Origin of the sequence: Kordiimonas sp. UBA4487 (genome assembly GCF_002389025.1) — a bacterium.
In the GTDB taxonomy this organism is placed as follows: Bacteria; Pseudomonadota; Alphaproteobacteria; order Sphingomonadales; family Kordiimonadaceae; genus Kordiimonas; species Kordiimonas lacus.
The window spans coordinates 400,718-422,523 of record NZ_DGNR01000013.1 but is presented as its reverse complement, the minus strand read 5'-3'; the positions used below and the strand labels follow the sequence as shown (position 1 = coordinate 422,523).

At 56.9% G+C, this 21,806-nt stretch carries 24 protein-coding genes; 10 read left to right on the top strand and 14 right to left on the bottom strand.

Features of this window, described 5'->3' with window-relative positions; translation table 11 throughout:
• Positions 1–26: 26 nt before the first annotated feature.
• The 8 genes from B3Z17_RS13640 to B3Z17_RS13605 all read right to left on the bottom strand — a co-directional run bounded on the left by B3Z17_RS13640 (position 27) and on the right by B3Z17_RS13605 (position 7,727).
• The gene (locus B3Z17_RS13640; protein WP_068301934.1) at positions 27–452 is read right to left on the bottom strand and encodes a DUF3035 domain-containing protein; all 426 of its coding nucleotides are present in this window, start codon (positions 450–452) and stop codon (positions 27–29) included.
• Positions 449–982 (bottom strand): signal peptidase II, encoded by a 534-nt coding sequence (lspA, locus tag B3Z17_RS13635; protein WP_286830305.1) that lies wholly within the window; start codon positions 980–982, stop codon positions 449–451. The genes B3Z17_RS13640 and lspA overlap by 4 nt, the downstream gene beginning before the upstream one ends.
• Positions 983–990: 8 nt before the next feature.
• Positions 991–3,828, bottom strand: a complete 2,838-nt coding sequence (gene ileS / locus B3Z17_RS13630) for an isoleucine--tRNA ligase (RefSeq protein ID WP_286830303.1) — start codon at positions 3,826–3,828, stop codon at positions 991–993.
• A 225-nt stretch (positions 3,829–4,053) separates the two neighbouring features.
• Positions 4,054–4,587 (bottom strand): response regulator, encoded by a 534-nt coding sequence (locus B3Z17_RS13625; protein ID WP_068301928.1) that lies wholly within the window; start codon positions 4,585–4,587, stop codon positions 4,054–4,056.
• 111 nt (positions 4,588–4,698) lie between these two features.
• Positions 4,699–5,205: a hypothetical protein gene (locus B3Z17_RS13620; RefSeq protein ID WP_286830301.1), complete on the bottom strand. Its 507-nt coding sequence runs from the start codon at positions 5,203–5,205 to the stop codon at positions 4,699–4,701.
• A gap of 254 nt (positions 5,206–5,459) precedes the next feature.
• Positions 5,460–6,182 (bottom strand): TerC family protein, encoded by a 723-nt coding sequence (locus B3Z17_RS13615; RefSeq protein ID WP_068301919.1) that lies wholly within the window; start codon positions 6,180–6,182, stop codon positions 5,460–5,462.
• A 39-nt stretch (positions 6,183–6,221) separates the two neighbouring features.
• A complete protein-coding gene (locus B3Z17_RS13610; protein WP_286830299.1) occupies positions 6,222–7,250 on the bottom strand; it encodes a bifunctional riboflavin kinase/FAD synthetase in 1,029 nt (342 codons plus the stop codon).
• A gap of 54 nt (positions 7,251–7,304) precedes the next feature.
• Complete coding sequence (locus B3Z17_RS13605) at positions 7,305–7,727, bottom strand: MaoC family dehydratase (RefSeq protein ID WP_286830298.1); 423 nt, start codon at positions 7,725–7,727, stop codon at positions 7,305–7,307.
• 262 nt (positions 7,728–7,989) lie between these two features.
• On the opposite strand from B3Z17_RS13605, the gene B3Z17_RS13600 reads away from it, so the two are divergent.
• Together B3Z17_RS13600 and B3Z17_RS13595 are read left to right on the top strand one after the other, a co-directional pair.
• Positions 7,990–8,376 (top strand): response regulator, encoded by a 387-nt coding sequence (locus B3Z17_RS13600; protein ID WP_068143631.1) that lies wholly within the window; start codon positions 7,990–7,992, stop codon positions 8,374–8,376.
• Positions 8,376–9,332: a protein phosphatase CheZ gene (locus tag B3Z17_RS13595; RefSeq protein ID WP_068301910.1), complete on the top strand. Its 957-nt coding sequence runs from the start codon at positions 8,376–8,378 to the stop codon at positions 9,330–9,332. The genes B3Z17_RS13600 and B3Z17_RS13595 overlap by 1 nt, the downstream gene beginning before the upstream one ends.
• Before the next feature lie 70 nt (positions 9,333–9,402).
• Here B3Z17_RS13595 and B3Z17_RS13590 read toward each other — a convergent pair whose 3' ends face one another.
• A complete protein-coding gene (locus tag B3Z17_RS13590) occupies positions 9,403–10,290 on the bottom strand; it encodes a TIGR01459 family HAD-type hydrolase (RefSeq protein ID WP_286830296.1) in 888 nt (295 codons plus the stop codon).
• Positions 10,291–10,357: 67 nt separating this feature from the next.
• Positions 10,358–11,866, bottom strand: coding sequence for an EAL domain-containing protein (locus B3Z17_RS13585; protein ID WP_286830295.1), 1,509 nt, complete (start codon positions 11,864–11,866; stop codon positions 10,358–10,360).
• Between the two features lie 173 nt (positions 11,867–12,039).
• Here B3Z17_RS13585 and B3Z17_RS13580 point away from each other — a divergent pair, with 173 nt between their 5' ends.
• The 3 genes from B3Z17_RS13580 (at position 12,040) to B3Z17_RS13570 (ending at position 13,688) form a co-directional block, all read left to right on the top strand.
• Complete coding sequence (locus B3Z17_RS13580) at positions 12,040–12,765, top strand: AsmA family protein (protein ID WP_286830294.1); 726 nt, start codon at positions 12,040–12,042, stop codon at positions 12,763–12,765.
• Between the two features lie 73 nt (positions 12,766–12,838).
• Complete coding sequence (locus tag B3Z17_RS13575; protein WP_286830293.1) at positions 12,839–13,138, top strand: SCP2 sterol-binding domain-containing protein; 300 nt, start codon at positions 12,839–12,841, stop codon at positions 13,136–13,138.
• A gap of 22 nt (positions 13,139–13,160) precedes the next feature.
• Positions 13,161–13,688, top strand: a complete 528-nt coding sequence (locus B3Z17_RS13570; RefSeq protein WP_068301891.1) for a hypothetical protein — start codon at positions 13,161–13,163, stop codon at positions 13,686–13,688.
• Positions 13,689–13,720: 32 nt separating this feature from the next.
• Here B3Z17_RS13570 and B3Z17_RS13565 read toward each other — a convergent pair whose 3' ends face one another.
• Entirely contained in the window at positions 13,721–14,206 is a 486-nt protein-coding gene (locus tag B3Z17_RS13565) for a hypothetical protein (protein ID WP_139167487.1), read from the bottom strand.
• Positions 14,207–14,450: 244 nt separating this feature from the next.
• On the opposite strand from B3Z17_RS13565, the gene B3Z17_RS13560 reads away from it, so the two are divergent.
• The 4 genes from B3Z17_RS13560 (at position 14,451) to B3Z17_RS13545 (ending at position 17,464) form a co-directional block, all read left to right on the top strand.
• A complete protein-coding gene (locus tag B3Z17_RS13560) occupies positions 14,451–15,230 on the top strand; it encodes a hypothetical protein (protein ID WP_286830291.1) in 780 nt (259 codons plus the stop codon).
• A 104-nt stretch (positions 15,231–15,334) separates the two neighbouring features.
• On the top strand, positions 15,335–15,751 hold the full coding sequence (locus B3Z17_RS13555) for a hypothetical protein (RefSeq protein WP_068301883.1): 417 nt from the start codon (positions 15,335–15,337) through the stop codon (positions 15,749–15,751).
• Between the two features lie 272 nt (positions 15,752–16,023).
• Complete coding sequence (locus tag B3Z17_RS13550; RefSeq protein WP_349680331.1) at positions 16,024–17,160, top strand: acyl-CoA dehydrogenase family protein; 1,137 nt, start codon at positions 16,024–16,026, stop codon at positions 17,158–17,160.
• A 124-nt stretch (positions 17,161–17,284) separates the two neighbouring features.
• Positions 17,285–17,464, top strand: coding sequence for a hypothetical protein (locus B3Z17_RS13545; protein ID WP_068301875.1), 180 nt, complete (start codon positions 17,285–17,287; stop codon positions 17,462–17,464).
• Between the two features lie 81 nt (positions 17,465–17,545).
• On the opposite strand, the gene B3Z17_RS13540 is transcribed toward B3Z17_RS13545, so the two are convergent.
• Positions 17,546–18,094, bottom strand: a complete 549-nt coding sequence (locus tag B3Z17_RS13540) for a hypothetical protein (RefSeq protein WP_286830288.1) — start codon at positions 18,092–18,094, stop codon at positions 17,546–17,548.
• Between the two features lie 106 nt (positions 18,095–18,200).
• Here B3Z17_RS13540 and B3Z17_RS13535 point away from each other — a divergent pair, with 106 nt between their 5' ends.
• Positions 18,201–18,590 carry an MAPEG family protein gene (locus B3Z17_RS13535; RefSeq protein WP_068301868.1) on the top strand — a complete coding sequence of 130 codons (390 nt, stop codon included), beginning with the start codon at positions 18,201–18,203 and terminating at the stop codon, positions 18,588–18,590.
• A 50-nt stretch (positions 18,591–18,640) separates the two neighbouring features.
• Here B3Z17_RS13535 and B3Z17_RS13530 read toward each other — a convergent pair whose 3' ends face one another.
• Complete coding sequence (locus B3Z17_RS13530) at positions 18,641–19,285, bottom strand: LysE family translocator (RefSeq protein WP_286830287.1); 645 nt, start codon at positions 19,283–19,285, stop codon at positions 18,641–18,643.
• Positions 19,286–19,381: 96 nt separating this feature from the next.
• Complete coding sequence (locus B3Z17_RS13525) at positions 19,382–21,742, bottom strand: hypothetical protein (RefSeq protein ID WP_286830286.1); 2,361 nt, start codon at positions 21,740–21,742, stop codon at positions 19,382–19,384.
• Positions 21,743–21,806: the final 64 nt, after the last annotated feature.

The following is a 21,806-nucleotide window of genomic DNA, read 5'->3' as shown; positions in this document are numbered from 1 at the left end:
CTTTTCCAATTCTAGATGGTTCCGGTTTAGCTGCCGGAAGACACCCGGCGAACGGAGACATTGTCAGTGCGGAATTCGCGCTCATCAGCGTCCAGGATGTCGGCAAGGAGAAGCGTCTTCTTCACCACAGCCAAATCCTTCTGGCCAACGTTGGAGCGCACGTCCGGCTCGCTTGGGCCAACGCGCGAGAGCAGGTCGCGCTCAGCGTCGCTCTTGGGCTCTGACCGCTTGAACTTCTTGCCCGGGAACAATGCTTCATAAGCCTGACCGCTGGCGTCAATGGTTTGAGCGTTTGGCTCACCCGGACGTGGCGGCGCAAGGTTTGCTTCCGGTGGCACTACAAGTGGCGCCCGGCTGACAACTTCAAACTCGTCGGGGCTGTTCTTACCGCCACCGCAAGCAGCAAGCGTCAGGGCAGCCGCACCGATAAACAAAACAGACTTGAGATTCATGAACTCTCTCCTTTGTGGTCGGCCGTACCGTCGCCGACCTTTTGGGCATTTTTAGGGCCTTTCGCCGCTGGCCGCAAGCCATCAATGAGCAGAAGCACCACACCAATGGTGATTGCTGCGTCAGCCACGTTGAAAACATAGAAGCTATAGCCCCCTGCATGCAGGTGCACAAAGTCCACCACCGCGCCGTGCAGGAAGCGGTCAATGATGTTGCCGACAGCCCCACCAAGGATCAACGCAAGCCCCCAGACTTCCATTTTCCTGGCAGTATCAAACAACCATTTGGCAACCCACAGACTGATTAGCCCGGTCAGGACGATGATGCCCCATTTGCCGAGGGATTCGCCAAGCGGAATGCCCATCGAGATACCACGATTCCAGACCATGGAAAAATTCAGGAAAGGCAGCAATTCAACGCTGCCTTTTTCCCGCAGCTTGAGGCCTTCGAGAATCCACCATTTCGAGAGCTGGTCGGCCGCGAGCAAACCCGCGGCCCCCAAAAGCCCTTTCCGAAAATATGGACCCGCCATCAGGCCGATTACCCCGCAGCCTGGACGTCAAGCCCGGTGACAGCGTCCGCACAGCGGTTACACAGTTCACCGTGGGCTGAGACTTCCTCAGACACCACCCAGCAGCGCTCACATTTGTCACCGCTTGCCGCCGCAGTCACCACAGCCACGCCCTTGACGTCATCAAGGGTGAAGGCGCCTTCTGGTGCCGCGTCTTCGATGAGGCGGGCTGAAGAGGTGATCATCAGCTCTGCCACATCAAGGCCACCCAGCGCGTCGACATAAGCGTGGTCAGCCACATAGATGGCCACATCAGCCTGCAGGCTGGCGCCAATACGTTTTTCACGGCGGTCCAGCTCCAGCGCGCCGGTCACAACGCGGCGCAGGCGGCGGATCATGGTCCATTTTTCCGCGAGCGCGTCGTTTTTCCAGTCCGCAGGCGTCTCGGGCCAGGCCTGACGGTGAACGCTTTCAGCGTCATTGCCAAAGCGGGACAGCCACACTTCCTCGGCCGTGAAGGCCAGGATCGGCGCGAACCATGTGGTCAGGCGGTTGAACACTTCATCAAGCACCGTACGGACAGCGCGGCGGCGGTTGCTGCCTTCAGCGTCACAGTAGAGCGAATCTTTCCGGATATCGAAGTAGAAGCTCGACAGCTCAACAATGCAGAACTGGTAAAGCGCCTGGAAGATCGGGTTATAGTCGAACGTGTTCGCCTTTTCCCGGATCAGCGTATCCAGGTCCGCCAGGCGGTGCAGGATATAGCGCTCCAGTTCCGGCATTTCGGCGGCTGGCAGACGCTCTTCGTCCGTGAAGCCCGCAAGGTTACCCAGTAGGTACCGCATGGTGTTGCGGATTTTCCGATATGCATCAACCTGGCCCTGGATGATCTGGTCACCGATGCGCACATCTTCCATATAGTTCACAGACGTCACCCACAGGCGCAGGATATCGGCACCATACTGCTGGATGATCTTTTGCGGCGCCACAGTGTTGCCCAAGGACTTGGACATCTTGCGGCCTTCACCGTCCATGGTGAAACCGTGCGTCAGCACATTCTTGTAAGGTGCAACACCACGCGTACCGCAGCTTTCCAGAAGGCTTGACTGGAACCAGCCGCGGTGCTGGTCAGACCCTTCAAGGTAGAGGTCCGCAGGGGACTGCAAATCGTCGCGCGCTTCGCAAACAAATGCGTGGGTACAGCCACTATCGAACCATACGTCGAGAATGTCGTGAACCTGCTCGTAGTCCTCAGCGTCATATTTGTCGCCCAGGAAGTCCTGCGCCGGGATCGCCACCCATGCATCTGCACCACCGTCCTTGACCGCAGCCACGATGCGGGCATTGACGTCAGCGTCCTGCAGCAACTCACCGGTTTTCTTGTGTACAAACACGGTGATCGGCACGCCCCAGGCGCGCTGGCGAGAGATTACCCAATCGGGGCGGTCAGCAACCATCGCGCGGATACGGTTTTCCGATACCGCCGGGTACCAGTTGGTATCGTCAATGCCCTTGAGCGCCTTGCCGCGCAGGCCGGTTTTCTCCATGGAGATGAACCACTGCGGCGTGTTGCGGAAAATGAGCGGCGCTTTGGAGCGCCAGCTGTGCGGATAGCTGTGGGTCAGGTGGCCTTTGCTGGCAAGTGCACTGGCATCCGTCAGCAGCTCACAGACCTTGTCAGCCACCTTATAAACATGCTCGCCAGCTACCAGCGGCACATGCTCATAGTAGCAACCGCTTTCATCAACCGTGTACGGCACTTCAATGCCAAACTTCACATGAGCGACCTGATAGTCGTCGTCACCATGGCCGGGGGCCGTGTGCACGAATCCGGTACCAGCCTCGGTGGTGACATGGTCGCCCGGCAGCATCGGCACATCAAAGTCATAGCCCTGACCGCGCCAAGGGTGCGCCAGCGCACCGCCTTCAAGGGCTTTGCCCTTCAGGTGGCTGATCACCAGATAATTCTCAATCCGTGCCCGCTTTACGAACTCAAGCACCAGTGCTTCGGCCACAACCAGGCGGTCGCCTTCAGCAACCTGGGCGCCTTCGCCAGCTTCGGTTACCTCAATCACGATATAATCGATGTCAGGGCCATAGCAGACGGCGCGGTTGGCGGGAATGGTCCACGGGGTGGTGGTCCAGATTACCACGCGGGCGCCCTCAAGGTCTTCATGCGGGACTTTGACAAACGGGAAGGACACATCGATCTGCACGCTCGTGTGGTCGTGATACTCAACCTCAGCCTCTGCGAGTGCCGTCTTCTCAACAGGGGACCACATCACAGGCTTGGAACCGCGGTAAAGCGCACCGCTTGTCGAGAACTTCAGCAGTTCCTCAACGATCTGGGCCTCGGCCGCATAATCCATCGTCAGGTACGGCTTTTCCCAGTCACCGAAGATGCCAAGGCGCTTGAATTCCTCGCGCTGTACGCCGATCCACTCATCAGCAAAGGCGCGGCATTCCTTGCGGAATTCAACCGGGTCAACATCGTCCTTGTTTTTCTTCTTCTTGCGGTATTTTTCCTCGATCTTCCATTCGATCGGCAGACCATGGCAATCCCAGCCAGGCACGTAAGGCGCATCTTTGCCCTGCATCTGCTGCGACTTGACGATCACATCCTTCAGGATCTTGTTCATCGCATGGCCGATGTGGATGTTGCCATTGGCATACGGAGGGCCATCATGCAGCACGAACTTGTCGCGGCCCTTGGCGTCCTCGCGCAAGGTTTTATAGATGGCATCCTTTTCCCAGCGCTTCAGGAACTCTGGCTCGCGCTGGGGCAGGCCTGCGCGCATGGGGAAATCGGTTTTCGGCAGGAAGACGGTATCGCGGTAATCGCGCTTTTCACTATTGTCGGCAGACATGACTGTTTGTCTCGCTCTTGATAACTGGGGCCGCTTCAAAATTGCGTTGCACCCAAAGGAATTCTGGAAAATGTGTAAACTTGAAACCCCGGTCGCTAGTCTATTAGCGCCGGGCCAGTAATTCGAATAATGATGCCAGCGACAGGCCAGCCATATTTACTGTGGATTTGCATGGCGGCACTTTTATCAATCTTGACCCCGGGTGTCGAGCGGAAAGGCAGGCTATCAGAGCCCTTTGAAGACCTTTTTCTGGTTCGCAACCGCGAAAACGCCTTGTTGCTTCTTGCGGCGCTCCGGCCCGGAATAGTCGCCACCACCTACGCGGCGGTCGGGGCCATAGTAGCCTGTCACGCGAATGAAGGGCTTCGGCCTGAGGAGAATATCGTCCAGATTCTTAATTAGGCTGGCCGTGGTAAAGGGCATCACCACCATCTTGGTCACACCCGCGTTCCGAGCCTGATTCACGCTTTCCCGGTCTGGGTCTTTCATCGCGTAGATGATGGGGGCAACCGAGATTGGCGCATTCATCATGCGAATAAAGCGGCAAAAATCGATGCCGCCAATATCGGGGAAGGTGTCTTCAACCAGCAAGAGGTTGAACTGTTCCACGTTCATCTTTTCCATTGCGTCGCGATTGTTTTCAGCAATCTGGAAAACAGCGGCGCCCTGTTCTTTGAAAACGGCACGTGCACCCACGGCGGCCTGACCGTTGGCCATGGCGATCAACACTCGAAGATCGGATTTCTCGCCCAGCTTCACGCGCGGCCCTCCCCAAACAATAAACATGGTTAGTGCAATTCGTCATATAAGACGCACGCGCCTAACTCAAGCATCGCTTCAAATTTTCACGAAGGGTGTGGTAGGCACCGGTCAGCTATTCTCGCCCCTGAGAATGCTCAACTGGGTCGCTCGGTCTATAATGGTGGGCTCTGTCCTGCGCCGGTCAACACCACCCGGCACAGGCGCCGTCCGTGTACGTCGGTCGGGACCATTGTAGCTTGTATGCTGGACAATAGACCGTGTGTCGGTCGCAGCGGCTTCAATGGATTTCATCAGGGTAGTGAAGGAAAATGGCATCACCGCGATCTTGGTGGCGCCCGCATCCCGTGCAGCCATTACCTTTTTCTGGTCGGGCTCATGAATGCCAAAGATAATTGGGGCAACCGCCATCGGACTGCTGGTCAATCTGATGAAGCGGCAGAAATCGATACCGCCCAGATCAGGAAAGTGCTCATCAATGACCAGCATATTGTATGTATGATCCAGCATCATCTCGACGGCATCGCGGTTATTCACCGGCGTCACCACGCCAATCCGCTGCCTGAGCATCATATCCTTGAGGCTCGATGACGCCTGATCATTGCCAAGCGCCAACATTACATGAAGGTTTGCCAGAATTTCACCCGGTCCACTAATCGGATCATCTCCATAATGATTGCAAGCCTAGCCTAGGACGCGTTCATTAAAGGTGCGTTAATCATGCCAGCGCTTCGAAGACACCCAAGAAATTGTTATGCCGTGGACTCCTTTGGCAGAAACGGGGGTGGGCCAGCGCTACACCAAACCGGCGTAAAAAAAGCCCGGCTCCTGTGTGGCGCCGGGCTTGCATTTTATTCGTGACTTTCGGGGCGTCAGCCCTGTTGCCTTGCAGCCTTTCTGCGGCGCCTCAACAAGTTAAGGGTTTCCACGCCAAGGGAGAAGGCCATGGCAAAATAAATGTACCCCTTCGGCACATGGAACCCGAGGCCTTCCGCCACAAGGAACACACCAATCAGCATGATGAAGCTGAGCGCGAGAATCTTGAGTGTCGGGAACCGCTCAATGATGCTTGCGATATAGCCGCTTGAGAACATCATCACCAGCATTGCCACGGTCATGGCAGCAACAATGACCGGAATAACTTTGGTCATACCCACCGCAGTCATTACGGAGTCGAAACTAAATATAATGTCGATAAAAACAACCTGCAGGATAACGGCTGCCATGCCGCCAGTGACCGCCTTGATCTCTTCCTTATAGTCACCGGTCACTTCATCATGGATGCTGTTGGTCCCCTTATAAAGCAGGAAGCCACCGCCAAGGAGCATCAGCATATCCTTGCCGGAAAAGGCCTGCCCGAACACCGTCAACCAAGGGGTTTGCAGGCTGATGATCCAGGCAACGCCCAACAGCAGCAGAATGCGCATCACAAGGGCCAAGGTCAGGCCAATCATACGGGCGCGCTTGCGCTGCCCTTCGGGTAGGTGCCCGACCAAAAGCGCAATGAAAACGACGTTATCGATGCCAAGGATGATCTCAAGCGTTGTCAGGGTCAGAAAGCTGACCCAGACATGGTAATCCATAAGAAGTTCCATTGTGCCCCCCGCGAGACTTGAATGTGTATCCGAGCGGCTTTAGCGCGCCCGGATATGTGGTTCAGGAAAGAGCTTGAGATAACGATCAAGCGTCGGCGGTTCAAGCCGGTCGCGCGCGTTTTCCGGCTCCGCCAGAACAATTCTCGCCACCCGACTGTCCCGGTGAATCTGGTTCTTGAGCGCATCAATGCCGTCAAACTTCTGTTCGGCCCGCAGGAACGCTACAAGCTCTACCCGCAGATGCTTGTCGTAAAGATCTTCATCGAAATCAAACAGATGCACTTCAAGGAGGACATCGCGCTTGTCGAAGGTTGGCCTGTTGCCGACGTTGGCAACGCCCTGGATCACCCGGTCGTCACCTTCAATATGAACGCGAACTGCATAAACACCCAGCTTGGGCTGCAGGCTTTCACCCAGTTCCACGTTGGCCGTTGGAAACCCGATGGTACGACCGCGCTGATCGCCTTTGGTCACCCGGCCATTGATCGACCACCAGTGCCCCAGAAGGGCCGCGGCCTTGCGGGCCTCGCCCGCCTGCAGGGCCTGTCTTACAAGCGTGGAGCTGTAGACTTCACCAGCATAGCCCTCTAGCCCCACGGTTACAGGCTTGATAACGCTCAGGCCGAAGCCTTCCATTTCGCCCATCCACGCAAGCACATCGGTCCCACCGCCCCGGCCTTTGCCAAAACGGTAGTCATAGCCCACAAACACATGCTTGGTATCCAGGCCCTTCAGAAGAATCTCCGTTACGAAATCCTGAGCCTGCATGCCAGCAAGAGACTTATCGAACGGCAGCACCAGAAGCTGGTCAATGCCGAACTGTTCCAGAAGCTGGGCCCGTTCGCGAAACGGTGTCAGGCGAAATGGCGGCGCCTTGGGTGCGAAGAAGCTAACGGGATGCGGCTCGGTCACCACGACTGTCAGGCCCTGCTTCATCTGGCGTGCCAGCCTGCCAGCCTCGCCAATCACCACCTGGTGGCCACGATGAAACCCGTCAAAGTTACCGAGCGCAACCACATTGCCGCGGTGCTCAGCGCTGACTTCATTGATGTGCCGCAGTAGGCGCATGGATTGACCCATTCCTGTTGCTACCTAGCCCCTGCATCTACAGGAGCTCGAAATTTATGCGTTTGGTCGGCTCGGGACATACACCAATGCGTCGCCCGCCACCACTATTTTGTCCCCTACCATACATTTGGTTTCATAGGACACCCGGTTCTTTTCCATGCCCGTGACTTCGGCGGTCGCCACCACGGTGTCACCAATCCTGACCGGTGCAAGGAATTTTGTGCTTTGGTGCATGAACACGGCACCAATGCCTGGCAGCCTGGTCCCCAAAACGGCGGAGATAAAACTTGCGGTCAGGGCCCCATGGGCGATCCGCTCACCGAAGCGCGTGGTTGCTGCATATTCGGCATCCAGGTGCAGCGGGTTCACATCGCCCGAAATTTCCGCAAATGCTTCAATCATTTCCGCTGTTATCGTTCGGGTGATCGAGTCACTTTGGCCGATACTCATATCTTCAAAAAAAAGCTGTTGAACCATTTTTTCCTGTCCTCTGGGTATGCAACGGTGGCAGAATATGGTCCTAAATGGCGGATTTCATTAGTTTTTGTCCACTCTTTCTTGCTGATTGCCGGAGCCCGGCGCAATAATATGGTTTCAAAAGAATGAGTTAGTGTTTGAAACTTGTGCACCGATGGGTTAACCAATTCTTCATGCTATCAGGGCTAGTGTCCTGAATAGGGAATTTAGCGGTGTCAGGTTGGCACTGAAGGTGCGTAATCAATAATATTGAGGAATTATCATGGCCGTTGATATGGGTATGCCGATCCTTATCGTCGACGACTACAAGACAATGCTGCGGATTGTCCGCAACCTTCTGAAGCAACTTGGCTTCAACAATGTTGACGAAGCCACGGATGGGGCAATGGCGCTTGAGAAAGCACGGGCTAAACAGTATGGCCTGATCATCTCTGACTGGAACATGGAACCGATGACCGGTTACGAATTCCTGAAAGAGGTTCGCGCCGACAATGTAATCAAGAACACACCGTTCATTATGGTGACGGCAGAATCCAAGACAGATAACGTGATTGCCGCCAAGAAGGCAGGCGTTAACAACTATATTGTTAAGCCATTCAACGCGGCGACACTGAAGACCAAACTAGTCGCGGTTCTCGGAGACTTTTAATGACAACCCCAGAGCTTCCGAAGCAGATTCAACTGCTAGTCGACAGCTTACGGAAGCAAGATACGACGCAATTGTCCCTGACCGATGTAGCTTCGGTCACTGAAGTGCTGATCGGCACCATGTCCGTGTTCTTCAAGTCCATCGACACGTCTATCTACCGGGAATGCCGGTCCCTGAGCGACTATATCTCCAATGCCCGCAAGGAAATTGCTTCCCTGCAGCCGGGTGACCTGGAAAGTGCGCGCATTCCACGGGCTGGGCTTGAGCTAGATGCCATCGTCCAACAAACCGAAGAAGCCACCAACACCATCATGGAGGCGGCTGAGGAAATCATGGGCCTGGACCCGGACGACAAAGACAATTATGTCGCCACCAGCCAGGATGCTGTGATGCGCATCTTCGAAGCCTGTTCCTTCCAGGACATCACAGGCCAGCGCATCTCGAAAGTTGTGGAGACTTTAGCCCACATCGAGACACGTGTAATGGAGCTGCGCGACCTTCTGGGTGTTACCGATCAGGATATCGAAGAAGCCAAAGAAGCTGCTGGCCCGATACCGGAAGACAAATCGCTGCTTTCCGGCCCTGCCCTTCAAGGCGAAGGTATTGACCAATCTGAGGTCGACGCCCTGTTGGGTGGCGGTGCTGCGGCTGAGCCAAAAGCGGAAGCGGCTCCTGCGCCTGCTCCACAGCCAAAACCTGAACCAAAACCCGAGCCCAAGGTCGAGCCGCCAAAAGCCGTTTCGCCCAAGGAACTCGACAACATGTTCGAGGAAGACTTCGATCCAGTAGCTGACGTGGAGGCCAAAGAGGCCAAGAAGAAGGCGGAAGAGGCGAAGAAGGCTGAGGAAGAAAAGAAAAAGGCCGAAAAGAAAGCTGAACCAGCCAAAGAGGAAGAAATCGACCTTCCTGAAGGCGAAGAGGTCAGCCAGGACGATATCGACGCCTTGTTCGGCTAGATTAGATTACCAGATAAAATGGAATCCGGGCCCAGGTGCATTCTGCGGCCCGGTTTTTCTTTGGGTTACGTTACCATTTCAAGGCTTGCATCACCGCGTGCGGCACCGCTTTTTCCTCGCCGAATATCTTGCGGAAACTATGCACCGGTACGCGAGCCTTGTTCGCTGCCTGGTCCAGAAGGGGCGCTTCGTCGCGGTGAATGCCGCCGGTAATGAACAGGCCGCGGTAACCGGCCGCGCTCGCGCCTGCCATATCCGTCTGCAGGCTGTCTCCCACCATCAGGACACGGGAGCCCGGCGTGCTACAATCCATCCCGACTTCCTTGAGGCAGGACTGAAGCGCCTGGGGCGTCGGCTTGCCGAACCAGTGCACGTCACCGCCCATGGATGCATACAGGTCAGCCACTGCCCCCGCGCAAGGGTAAAGCCGTTCGCCCACATGGACAATTCTGTCCGGATTGGCGCACAGGAATGGCACGCCACGCTCGGCCGCAGCCCTGAGCCACGGACCGTGGGCCTCCACATCCTGAAAATCGAGGTCTGTCGCCAGGATGATGTCAGCCTCATCCGGGTGGTCCACATCCGTGACCGGCAGGCCTTCCACCGTGTTACGGTCTCCCTCCGGGCCCACGTGATAAAGCCGGGCGTCCGTAAAGCGCTCGCGCACTTCGTCTCGGGCCAGACCACCGGATGTGACGACAAAATCGGTCAGGGATGTAGGCAGTCCCATCTCCATCAAATGATCGCGCACATGGGTTCGAGGACGCGGTGCGTTTGACAGGAACACTGTCCGCACCCCCGCCTCACGCGCGCGCTGAATGGCCTCAACGGCGTCCGCATGCAGGCGTAACCCGTCGTGCATCACGCCCCACAAGTCGCATATCACGAGGTCGGTTTCGTCTATCACTTCCCTAAGTCCAACGGCCATATGTACGCTGGTGCCGGATGAATTCGGCATGAAACAGTCTCCAGAGTTTGGAGTTTGAGCCCGGGGCGGACGCCCGCAGCGGCTTACTCGCTACAGATTAAAATTCGCTGCTCAGGTTTGCAGCCGACGTTGGCTCGCCAAAGAGATACCCCTGTGCATATTCTACCTTGGATTCAAGCGCCATCAGGACATCATCTTCGCTCTCGACCCGGCTGGCGACAAGCTGCATACCGTTGCGACGGAGGAAAGACTTGATCGCTTCCACGTCGCCCTCTTCCGGGTGCGCAATCATCAGATCCTTCAGGTCGGACTTGATAAACTGGAACTTGTTTTCGCCCAGATAGGTAAAGTCCTTGTTGAAATCCTTCACAAGATCCATGGAGAATCCGAACCCCTTGCGCCCAAGCGCCAGTAGGCGCTCCTTCACTTCGCCCGGCAGCAGGTAATAGTCTTCCTGGCTGATCTCAAACACCAATCGGTCACGGAATTCAGAGTTGGCAGACATAAAGTCGATAAACTGCGGGAAAAATTCCTCGTCTTCCATGGAATGGCGCGACATGTTGATGAAGAAGCGTACCTTCGGACGACGCTTGCCAAGCCGGCGTACCAGTTGGATCAGGCGGAACAACAACAGGTTATCGATAGTGCCGATCAGGCCTTTGTTTTCCGCTACCCGCATATATTGGCGGGGCAGGATAATACGGCCTTCTTCATCCCGTACGCGGGAGAAACATTCATAGTGCACAGACCGCCTGGATGGCAGCGTGACGATCGGTTGCAGATAGAGGTCCACCCGGTTTTCCGCCAGCGAACTGCGGATCACAGACAGAAGCTGGTCTTCGCGCTTGATCAGGCGGATTTGTGCCTTCTTGCCACGCACAGGTGCCTTCGGGCTCGCGCCAGCAGCGCGGGACACAGCCGAGCCAGGCTCCGCACCCTCATCCTCATCACCATCCTCGTCCTGTGGCAAGGGCTCCGTGCCGTCGCCTTCATCCACCACCGCCATGGCAGCCTCTTCCGGCGTCAACTCGATTTCATCAAGCTCCATGTCACCGTCATCGTTGGCATCGCCATCTGCATCGCTTCCTGGCTCTGCTTTGGCTGCCTTCGTTGACTTGGCCTCTGGCTGTTCAGCAGGCTTTTCCGGCACATGATCGGCGCTAAGTGCCATGGCATCTTCGTCTGTAGGTTCGATGATTCCAGCCTTGCCGCCACGTTTCGCGGGCTTGGCCACCTTGATACCCTTGGCTTCCAGCTCACCTTCGCGCTTCGTCAACTGGGTCAGCAGGGTGTGCAACACCTTCAGCTCACCAACAACCTCGATGCTCTTTTCGTCGCCCTGTTCCGTCTTGCGGCGCGTACGCTCCAGGTCGCCACGCAAGATGGTCGTGACATCTTCAAGCACTGCGACGCGCGCTGCGGTTTCTTTCTCAATCCGCTTCACGGTGAACAGGTTCTGGATTTGCCAGGCGCCGAAGAAAACAACCACCCCCAGCAGCTGTGCCAGCTGCTCGGGCATGTCAAACAAGCGCGGCGGAATGATCATCACCGCCAGACCAAGGATCATATAAGATACCAGAAGGAGCACCTGCGTCAGCACTGCCATGAAATCACCACCCTTTTTGGTCAACTTGCCAAGCCTTACGGCCATGCTGGCATAACTGACGGGATTCGTTAAGACTTTTGTTCAAATGATCTTGCTGTCTTATGCCTTAACAAGGCCGTAAAACAGTGCCATCATACTGGCAAGTCGGATCAAAACGGGACGGAGGCACGACAATGAAAAAACTGTTTCTTGGGTTGGTAGTCATCATACTCATCGGTATGGGTGTGGCATACGTCCAACTCGACAATATTGTCAAAGTAGGCGTGGAGACCGGTGGACCGGAAACTTTGAAGGTGCCGGTGACTGTTGAAAGCGTGTCCTTGTCGCCCTTCTCTGGCAAGGTTGCCATCAAGGGGCTTGAGATTGGCCAACCGCAAGGATATGGCGAGGGCAAGATTGCAAGCGTTGGCAGTTTTGACATGAAACTGCGGCCCAGCACACTGATGTCGGATCATATTATTATCGACAGCATTGTGATTGATGCTCCGATGCTGGATGCCCGACGTATCGACGGCAAAACAAACTTTGAAAGGCTGCAACAGAATGTTGGTCCTTCGGAAGAAACCGCCCCGTCCAACATCACCCTGACAATCAAAAGCATGCAAATCCGCGGTGCGCAGGTGGCCGTAAAGAATGAAGGCTCCATCAAAGTGGACCAGACCATCCAGCTGGCTGATTTCAACATCACCGATCTTGGAACAGACGAAAAAGGCCTGGCCCCGGCTGAAATCGCACGGCACATCATGGCGGTGCTGCAGCCACAAATCACCCAAGCGCTGATCAAGGCTGGCGCATCTGACAAACTGAAGGATATTGCCTCTGGCGCTGAAGGCAAATTGGAAGAAGGCCTGTCGAGCCTCGTAGGCAAGCTGAAGAAGAAAAAAGACGACCAGAATTGAATTGAACAAAATAACTGATTGATTTCTGGACTGATAAGTCCAATATTCACAATCAGTTGTAAGGGAGGACATTATGTCACTGGAAAAAATCACCGAAGAAATCCGCGGCCGCGTTGGCTCGCATTCCCCACTGGCTGCTATCATCAAGTTTGATTTTGGCGACGACGGCGTTGTGCGCATCGACGGCAAGGCTTCGCCTAGCGTGGTCGACAACGAAGACTCCGAAGCTGACTGCACTGTTAAAGTCACGATGGATAACTTCGTTCAGATCGCAGAAGGAAACCTTAATCCACAGATGGCTTTCATGACTGGTAAATTGCGTGTAGAAGGCGACATGAGCCTTGCCATGCAGCTTGGCTCGATCCTGGGTTAAGCAACTGGTCAAATAGGTTATCATGCTGGAAAAATTTCGCTCCCTCGCTATCGGTCTCTGCCTTTTCGTCATTGTCATCGGACTGGCAGTCTATTTCATGGTCCAGATCGGCGGGGGCGATAGTCTTTTCGGTGATGAGAGCGGCACGCTCGAAACGGTGGAATTTGAAACACTGCCTTTCGACGGGGATGAGACCGGGTACCTTTTGTGCCCGGGCACTCTCTGCAAAGCTGCGACAACCAACGGCCCTGCTGCCCGCTTTGAAGTTGATGCCGGCACGCTTAGACTGGCTTTGGCCGACTATGTGGACAATATGCCCACCATTCGGACCTACAGCTTCGATCCGGTCAACAACCAGTTTGATTTTCTGGAGCGTCTCCCGGGTGAAAGCATCCCTGCGGTTCTGACAGTTCGTATTCTGGATATCGATGGCTATTCAAGCAGCCTTGTTATCTATAGCCGCAAGCCGATTGGCGACAGCAAACCGGGCGAGCATGAAAAGCGGGTAACCCGCTGGCTCACGATCCTCACATCGCGCCTTGCGTCCTAATCCAATATGAAACAAATCTTGCGCTGGAAAGCCTAGATCAGGCTGCCGGAACCATACTGCACACGGCCAGGCTGGGCTTCTTCGACGTCATCATCGTATATCTGGGACTGAGCTGAGGCTTCTTCTGCGTCGGCAGCAACGTCCGCCTCGCCGCGCAGGATGCTGTTGGCTGCGATCGTGTCCTTGATCTTGGACTGGGTCTCCAGATAGCGGTTCTTGGCGCGCTCGAAATTGGAAACTGGCGGTAGCGGTGCGCTGGCTTCCTGCGTCCGGGTCTGGGCCAGCAGGAACGACACGCCGTTCCCCAGAAGGCCACGACCAGGCTGAGCCGCATTTGCGCCTTGGCCCGGGAACAAGCGTAGTGACGAACTACCCGATTCGCCCTGACCTTGGTTCAGACTTCGGCTGAAGTCGGCAGATTGGGCTGAAGACGAGCCGCTGGGGCGCGCGGAAGGACGTTCCGCACGAGAAACGGGGCTCGCGCCTTGCGAGCCTGCAGCAAAAGCAGCATCTGCCATTTTTGCACCCAACTAGTTTCACCCATTGGCAGTTTACCGCCTTCCCTGTGTTCTGGCAATGACACAAGCGTATGTCTTCCGCCGAAAGGCGTGATTCCGTGCTGGTATTTGGGGGATCGCTTGTGCTATCGCTCAGGCCATAGGGGGCAGTCTCCGGCTTGAATAGGGAATTCAGGCGCACCATCTGGGAGGAGGTGTGGAGAGACAGCTGCGAACGAACTCAAGAATAAAGCGAATAGTTGATATGGATAATAATACGCTTGCCATTTACATTCACGAACTCCGGAACCAGTGCCTGCACGCGCAGGCCTCGTTCGACCTTTTCAACCAGGCAGTAGTCAACAAGGCAGCCAACGGCGTCCTTTATGGCGGCCAGATGGTTTTGATGCCATCGAGCCAGATCTCGTCGCTACTGTGGCCGACCCGCGCCCGTGCACGCGGTCGTGGTGAGGCCCTCAGGAAAGTGCTGCAACTGCCGGAGAAGCATCCACTGAATGATCGCCGTCTGGCAGAGCTGTGGGAACGCGCCGACGAGAAGGTTGAAGAATGGATCGCCAACACCAAGGGCCGCCAGGTCGTCTTTGATTTTGTCGGTGACCCTGCCCAGCTTGGCGACGGCAACACACCGGAAGAGTGTATCTACCGCGCCTATAACCCGAACACGCACACCTTCTACTACCGCGGTGTGGGCTATAACCTGCAGGCTGTTGCAAAAGCGCTGTCGGACGTTGGTGGCCGCGTGAACGCGGTGTACCGCCAGTTGTTCCCTGAGCACGCCAAAGCGGAAGACGAAGCTCGCAGGCAGGCAATGGAAGCCCAGCAGGCAGCAGCGGCGGCGCAGCAAACCGGCACCCCAGCACCGGAATCAGCGGCGGCTAACGATGTAGCGCCCGAGCCGATCGACCTGTCTGGCGGTGAAGCCCAAGCGGAAGAAAAGCCTGCCAAGAAGGCTGCACCGAAGAAAAAGCCTGCCGCCAAGAAAGCTGCGCCGAAGAAAAAAGCCGCGGCCAAGAAGGCCGACTAAGGCACCCCAGGCAAAGTGAAGGGCTGGCCCGGTGCCGGCCCTTTCCTTGAGCACGACCAAGCCAACCGCCGCAATTTGGCCAAGCTGATCTGGCATAAGCCTTTATGGCAATTGCCCTCGGCGCCAAACTTTGTATGATGCGGTCTCTGACTGGTAAGGATAACGAACTGATGATGAAAACCCTGTCTCTAGTACTCGCCGGCTATGTGCTTGTAAGCACTTCTGTTTTTGCTGCAGATTGCGGTGAGCCACCGATGGACGAACCGCCTGTGCCCAATGGGGCCGTTGCCGATGCTGACCAGATTCGCGACAGCCGCGACGCCATCCTGGAATACTCCAAAAAGGTAGACGAATATCTGACCTGCATGGACCAGCGGGCCGCCAAAATCATGCCGTATCTGACCAAAGACCAGCAGGCACGCTGGGACGAAGACCTGGCCGCCGTACATGAGCGCCGCCGCCAACTTCAGATCCGCATGAACGAAGCGATCCGGTCCTACCGCCGGGCACAAGCGGGTTAAAAAGGGCACAGACCGGGTAAAAGGGCACTCGGGGGGCACACCCATAGGGCCCAAAACCCAGAGACGCAGGAAGGGACCGGACGGTCCCTTTTTTTTGTACGCCGATTATGCCGCGCCATTTCCTACCGATATTGACGGGCATTACCCGTCAGTGGGTACTTTCCCACAAACAACTGCATTTAATAGACTGCTGCGTCCATTTTATTTGACTCCCTCCTGCCACCGCCCCATCTTCATGTTCCAGAGGGAACAAAAGGGAAGGAAGCCATATGCTGGCCCGCCGCGCAGTTTACGATGAAGAGCACCATATTTTCCGGGACGCCGTCCGCAAATTCTTTGAAGCCGAGGCCGTGCCCTATACCGAGGACTGGTCGAAGGCCGGGCAGGTCCCGCGCGAGTTCTGGAACAAGGCCGGTGAAGCCGGCATCCTGTGCCCGCAGATGCCCGAGGAATACGGCGGCGTGGGCGGCGATTACCGCTTCAACTGCGTGATCAACGAGGAACAGGTCTATAACCGAGCCGGTGGTGCCGCGCTGGCGGTGCATTCAGACATCGTGGCCCCCTACCTGTTCCACTATGGGTCTGACGACCTGAAGGAACGTATCCTGCCGAAGATGGCCACGGGCGAAATGGTCGGCGCCATTGCCATGACCGAACCGGGCACGGGATCAGACCTGCAGGGCATCAAGACCACGGCAAAGCTGGACGGCAACCATTATGTGGTCAATGGCCAGAAGACCTTCATTTCAAACGGCCAGAATTGCGACTTCGTTATCGTCGCCTGCAAGACCGACCCCAAGGAAGGCGCCAAGGGCGTAAGCCTTGTGGTTGTGGAAGCGGACCGCGAGGGCTTCCGCCGCGGCCGCAACCTTGAGAAAATCGGCCAGCATTCGTCCGACACGTCTGAGCTGTTCTTTGACGAGGTGCGCGTGCCCGCCACCAACCTGATCGGGGCTGAGGGTGCTGGCTTCATGTATCTGATGCAGCAGCTGCCGCAGGAACGCCTGTCGATTGGCGTGATTGCCATGGCAGGGGCCCAGCGGGCATTCGATATCACGCTGGACTATGTCAACGAGCGCCACGCGTTCGGGCGGCCGATTGCCAAATTCCAGAACACCCGTTTCAAACTGGCGGAAATGAAAACCGAAATCGATGTGGGCTGGGCCTTCATTGACCAGTGCCTGGCACGCCATGTGAAAGGCGAGCTGGACGCTGTGGGCGGCGCCATGTCCAAACTGTGGACCACCGAGATGCAGGGCCGCGTGGTGGACACCTGCGTGCAACTTCATGGCGGTTATGGTTTCATGGCCGAATATGAGATCGCCCACCATTATACCGACAGCCGCGTTCAGCGCATCTATGGCGGCACATCTGAGATCATGAAGGAACTGATCGGGCGATCCCTCTAGGACGATTCTTCAAAAAGGCGAAAATAGCCATCGGGGTGATTGCAGGGGCTTTTGCTTCATGCTAGACCGGCGCTTGTGAGATGTTTCCAGAAAGCACCAAACAAGCAGAATTAAGGACACCCCTATGGCTCGTCGCACCGTTACCCTGAAAGCAGCACTTCCACATGGTACCTTCTATTGGGTTACTGATGTTGAGGCCGCGTCCGAAGAGGAAGCAGTGGTAGCCGCAGAGAACCTGTTCCTGGCCGAGATGGAAAATATCGACGAGTGGGAATTCACGGACTTTGAAGTCAGCGACGCCTGACCCTGCCCCACCTGACCGCACAAACCGGCGGTCGATCCAGAACAATTTGAGTGCCTGCCTCGCAGGCCACCCCAGGCCGGATCAGTCTGCGGAGACCTCGCACGCGCCTGCTGTTTCGCCAACCCAGCGGTCCAGGGCTTCAAGCGATTTGTCGAGCCGATCCTGTTCGTCTTTGCGGCGGGTGAAAAACCAGAAGCGTTCTTCATATTTTTTCGGGCGCGCCACGTCGTGCAGGCGCACGCGGGTGCTGCAAGGGCCTTCGGGGATCAGCTCAACCCGGAACCAGCGCACGTCCTTGTCTGATTCCTGCACGGTGGCATAGAGACGCTGCTGCACCACTTCAGTCGTACGCTCAATAGCATGCCAATGCTTGAAACCTTGCTTCCACCGCACCAGGCGGGTCGATTCTGCTTGGTCTGGCTTGCCCACATAAGGCGCATAATCAATCTGCCAGGCCTGCCAGTCGGTGCGGCGCTCGGGTGGATAAATCCACGGCCAGATGGCTTCAGCGGCATATGGCATCACCATTTCCTGGTCCATCTCGAACCCGGCGTCGATCACAATGACGGCCCTGTAGACAACACTGACGAAGAAAGCTGCAATCAATGCCACCACCGATTTATGCAGCAAATTCCAGTCCCTGAATCGATCTTTTACCTGCCGTGCCACTTTTAATCCCTACTTGACCTTGGTGCCCACAAGCACCACCTTCCCCTATATCAATCGGGGAGGGCTTATGACCATTACATTGATTTCCGCAAGCTTTTTGGGCCTGCTTCTTTTCTACTTATCATATAACGTTGCAAAAAACAGAGGGCGCGCCAAGGTTTCTATCGGCGATGGCGGTGACGAGCAGTTGGCAAACGCCATCCGGGCGCACGCCAACCTGACAGAATATGCACCTTTTGGCATGATCTTGATCGGGTTGCTGGAATACCGGGGCGTGAACCCGATTTTCCTGATCGTGCTGGCTGCCTTCTTTGTGCTTGGGCGCTTTATGCACGGCCTGACGTTCGGCAAATTCGAAGGCCGCAACCCGTTCCGCTTCTGGGGCACGGTGTTCAGCTGGCTGGTGATTTTGATTGCCAGCATCGCCGGCCTTTTGAACGGCTACGGCGTTATCTGACCAAAATTCGAGGGAAGCGGCGTGGATGTATGCCGCTTCCCTTATCCGTCCTAATCGTCGGCCAGCGCAAGCCGCGCGCCAAGGCCGATAAGCGCAAGACCCGCCACCTTGTTCGGCAAATCCAGTTTCCGCCCAATACCCTTCATGCCCTTGGCCACCCGGTCGGCGGCGAAGATCACCATCACATCCGCGCTTGAAAAACAGATATTCACAAATGCCCCCAGCGCCATGAATTGGGCCCATACAGGCCACGCTCCGTGCGCATCCACAAACTGCGGCAGGAACGCGATGAAGAAGATGGCCACCTTGGGATTCAGAATTTCCACGGTCATGCTTTCAAAGAAGGCCCTTTGGGCAGACTTGGTCTGGCCGATCATCTCCTGGTCATGGGCGGTGTCCGCAGGCGCCAGCTTCTGCCGGACCATCTTGACCCCGAGCCACACCAGATAGGCCGCGCCCGCGAGCTTCACCGCCGTGTAAGCCAGCGGTACATGGGTGAAGATGGCCGACAGGCCAAGGGCCGCCGCGATCACATGGATATAACAGCCCAGGTGAATCCCCAGCGCCGCCATAAAGCCAGCCTTGCGCCCCCGCGCCACCGTTTGCGCGGCGGTATAAAGGATCGCCGGTCCCGGCATGAAGGCAAAGATTGCGGTGGCGATGAAAAAGGGTATCAGGCTGTCGAACCCGGGCATGGCAAATCTCCGTCAGTTTGCCACAGCCAACCATAAAACCGGCCCTGAAGGGAGGACCGGTTTCTGGATTTTTGATAGGGCCAATTTTGGAAGCCGTTACCGCGCGGTGAAGACAGATGCGCAGGCATCCAGAATGGCGTCCGTGCCGATGCGGTAGCGGTCGTACAGGTCATCAATATCGCCCGACTGGCCGAATTCATCGACCCCCAACGGCATGGTGCGGTGCCCCTTCACGCCGCCGATCCAGCTGAGGGTGGTGGGCGCACCGTCGATGACGGTGACAATCCCGGCATTGGGGGACAGGCCAGAAAGCAGGCGGCCAATATGGCTTTCCCGCCGCACACCGTCCCGGCCCAGCGAACGCACGCTTTCCGACCAGTCCTTGTGCAGAAGGTCGGGCGACGGCACAGCCATAAGCCCCGCACCCGGCACGTCCTCCAGAATTTCCTGGAGGGCGGCGTTCGCCTCAGGCGCCACGGCGCCGGTATAGATGATGGCCAGCTCAGCGCCCTCTTCCGGGGTGTGTTCCCAATAGGCGCCCTTCAGCAGGTCGGCCTGCCAGGCATCGCCGTCCCGCTCGGGCTGCGCCAGTGCGCGGGTCGACAGGCGCAGATAGATCGAGCTGCCGTCCGGCTGCTGCATATAGTCAAAGCCCCAGGCCATGATGGCCGCCAGCTCGTCCGTATAGGCGGGCTCGAAATAGACAAGCTTGTCCTGCGCCATACCGATGACCGGCGTATGGATCGACTGGTGCGCACCGCCTTCGGGTGCGAGCGTCAATCCGCTTGGTGTCGCCACCAGCATGAAGCGGGCGTCCTGGTAACAGGCGTAATTGAGCGCATCCAAACCGCGGTTGATGAAGGGGTCATACAGCGTACCCACGGGAATCAGGCGTTCGCCGAACAGGCTGCCGGAAAGGCCCATGGCCGCGAGCGCAAGGAACAGATTGTTCTCAGCGATCCCCAGCTCCATATGCTGGCCCTTGCCGTGGCCTTGCCAGATTTGTGGGCTGACTACCTTTTCAGCCTTGAAGACATCTTCCATCAGGTCACGGCTGTAGATACCGCGCTGGTTCACCCAACCGCCCAGATTGGTGGACACCGTCACGTCCGGGCTGGTGGTGATGATGCGGTCCGCCAGCGGACTGGTGCCCTTCCCGAGCGCATTCATGATCTTGCCGAAAGCCACCTGGGTCGACTGTTTGCCCGTACCGGGCTCGAGCGCATCCTCAAGCTTCAGGGTCGGTGCGTCATGACGGCGGGTGGCTGGCTGGTTGAAAGGAACCTTCTTCAGGAAGTTCTCAAGATGCGCGGCCTTGTCTTCCATGCCGGCAAACGGTTCCCACTCGCGCCCCTCGGGCACGCCCATTTGCGCCTGCAGTTCAGCCATCTGGGATGGGTTCATCAGGCCCGAATGGTTGTCCTTGTGGCCCTGGAACGGCAGGCCGTACCCTTTGACCGTATAGCAGATGAAACAGTGCGGCTGATCGCTGTCGATGGAGCGGAAGGTCTCCAGAAGAAGCTCAATATCGTGGCCGCCCAGGTTGGTCATCAGCGTCTGCAGCGCGTCGTCCGAATAGCCGTCCAAGAGCTTCTTCACCCCGCGTTTCGACCCGATATCCGCCATCAGGCGATCGCGCCAAGCAGCCCCGCCCTTGTAGGTCAGCGCGCTATAGAGCGTGTTGGGGCAGGCATCGATCCAGTCGCGGAGTGCAATCCCGCCCGGCTTCTTAAACGCCGCCTGCTGCTTCTTGCCGTATTTGATGTTGATCACCTTCCAGCCCGTGGTCTCGAAGATGTCGGTGAAGCGGGTGAACATGCGGTCGGACGTGATCGAATCGAGGCTCTGGCGGTTATAGTCGATCACCCACCAGCAGTTCCTCAGGTTATGCTTGTAGCCTTCGATCAGCGCTTCATAGATATTGCCTTCGTCCAGCTCCGCGTCGCCCATCAGGGCGATCATGCGGCCGGCCTTGTCGGCACTCACAATGCCGCGGTCGATCAGATGGTCCTGCACCATGGAGGCGAAGGCCGTCATGGCAACGCCAAGCCCGACGGACCCGGTGGAGAAATCCACATCGTCGATATCCTTGGTGCGGCTTGGGTAGCTTTGGGCACCGCCGAGCGCGCGGAAACGCTCAAGCTGGTCGCGCGTCTGCTTGCCGAACAGATACTGGATGGCATGGAACACCGGGCTGGCGTGCGGCTTGACCGCCACCCGATCCTCGGGCCGCAGCACACCAAAATAAAGCGCGCACATGATGGCCGCGAGCGACGCACTTGAGGCCTGGTGACCGCCTACCTTCAGGCCGTCGCGGCTTTCGCGGATATTGTTGGCGTGATGGATGGTCCAGGACGACAGCCACTGCACCCGGTCATAGAGATCCGTGATGGTCTCAAGCTCAGCAGGGTCAACGATGGGGCGCACGTCGGTGGCTTCGGGTTTGGTTAGGGGCATCAGGGTTTCCCTTTTATTATAAAGCACGCCATATTGACGCGCCGGTGGGTCTGTCTCATAAGGA